Genomic DNA, 1231 nt, shown 5'->3' with positions numbered 1-1231 from the left:
TTCATGGTGCATATCACAGTCAATAGCAATAATGCACGAAGTAATGTTGTTTTCATAATGTAGTAGATTAAGTTTAAAGTAGATTGTGGGGCAAACTTCTTTAATAAATAAATAATAGGTTTGAAATTCTTTATCAAACATATTCATTTTATCGTTTAAGCACCAAAAATAATCGATAAACTACATCAAAAAAACATTTACATATACATATTTCTTACATTATGGAGAGAGGCGATCTATTTTCCAAGAAAGCTGATTATAAGCACTATACCTGATTCTATCGTGCAATCGATTAGGCCTTCCCTGCCAAAATTCTATCTCTAAAGGGGTTACAAGAAATCCTCCCCAGTGAACAGGTCTTGGGATTGGTTCATTATTAAAATCATTCTCCAATTGTTTTAGATTATTTTCTAAAAAGTCACGAGAAGGAATAATTTCACTTTGATTAGAAACGATAGCTCCTAGTTTACTGCCATCAGGTCTAGAGTCAAAATAACGATCCGAAGTTTCTTCCGTTGTTCTTTTAGCGATACCTTTAATAATAACTTGTCGTTCCATTGTGTGCCAAAAAAACGATAGGCAAATATTGGGATTTTGATCAATTGCCTTACCCTTTTCTGAATTATAATTGGTATAAAAAACAAACCCTTCTTCATCAAAATTTTTCAACAAAACTACTCTAGCCTTTGGAAACCCATCTAGACCAATTGTAGCTACTGTCATGGCATTAACTTCGCTATCTCCTCCAAGGTCCTCTACTTCATGAAACCATGTGTTAAAAAGGCTAATTGGATTGTCTGGTATACTTGATTCTAATAGCTCACTCTTATCGTAAGACTTTCTGTAGTTACTTAAATCATTCATTGTTATATGTTTTTAAGATTATTCAATAATTATATGGTGCATTTTAATAGATTTAGATACAGATAAGCGGCTAAGCAAAAAAAATTGATTTATTTAAAATTCAAAAATTTTGCCATCATCAGCCAATACAACCTCGGGGAAAATCGCAGCAGCTTCTTCTCTAAAAAAATCAATATTTTCGTATCGAGTTGAATAATGTCCCAAAATTAATTGCTTGACATTCGCTTTTAATGCAATTGTAGCTGCTTCTTTGGATGTGGAGTGTAATGTCTTTTTTGCCAAGCTTTCTTCTGATTGCAAGAAAGTTGCTTCGTGGTACAAAACATCGACATTTTTAATAATAGGAAGTATCGCTTCATGATATGCA

At 32.6% G+C, this 1231-nt stretch carries 1 protein-coding gene and 1 pseudogene; both read right to left on the bottom strand.

Features of this window, described 5'->3' with window-relative positions:
• Positions 1-219: 219 nt before the first annotated feature.
• Complete coding sequence (gene pdxH / locus AC061C_RS15795) at positions 220-864, bottom strand: pyridoxamine 5'-phosphate oxidase (protein ID WP_478291967.1); 645 nt, start codon at positions 862-864, stop codon at positions 220-222.
• 93 nt (positions 865-957) lie between these two features.
• Positions 958-1231 (bottom strand): annotated as a pseudogene (locus tag AC061C_RS15790) (ribonuclease Z); the annotation flags it as partial.

Source organism: Flavobacterium sp. GNP010 (assembly GCF_056428945.1).
Note: the sequence above shows the minus strand (reverse complement) of the source record. Positions and strands in the feature narration are given on the sequence as shown.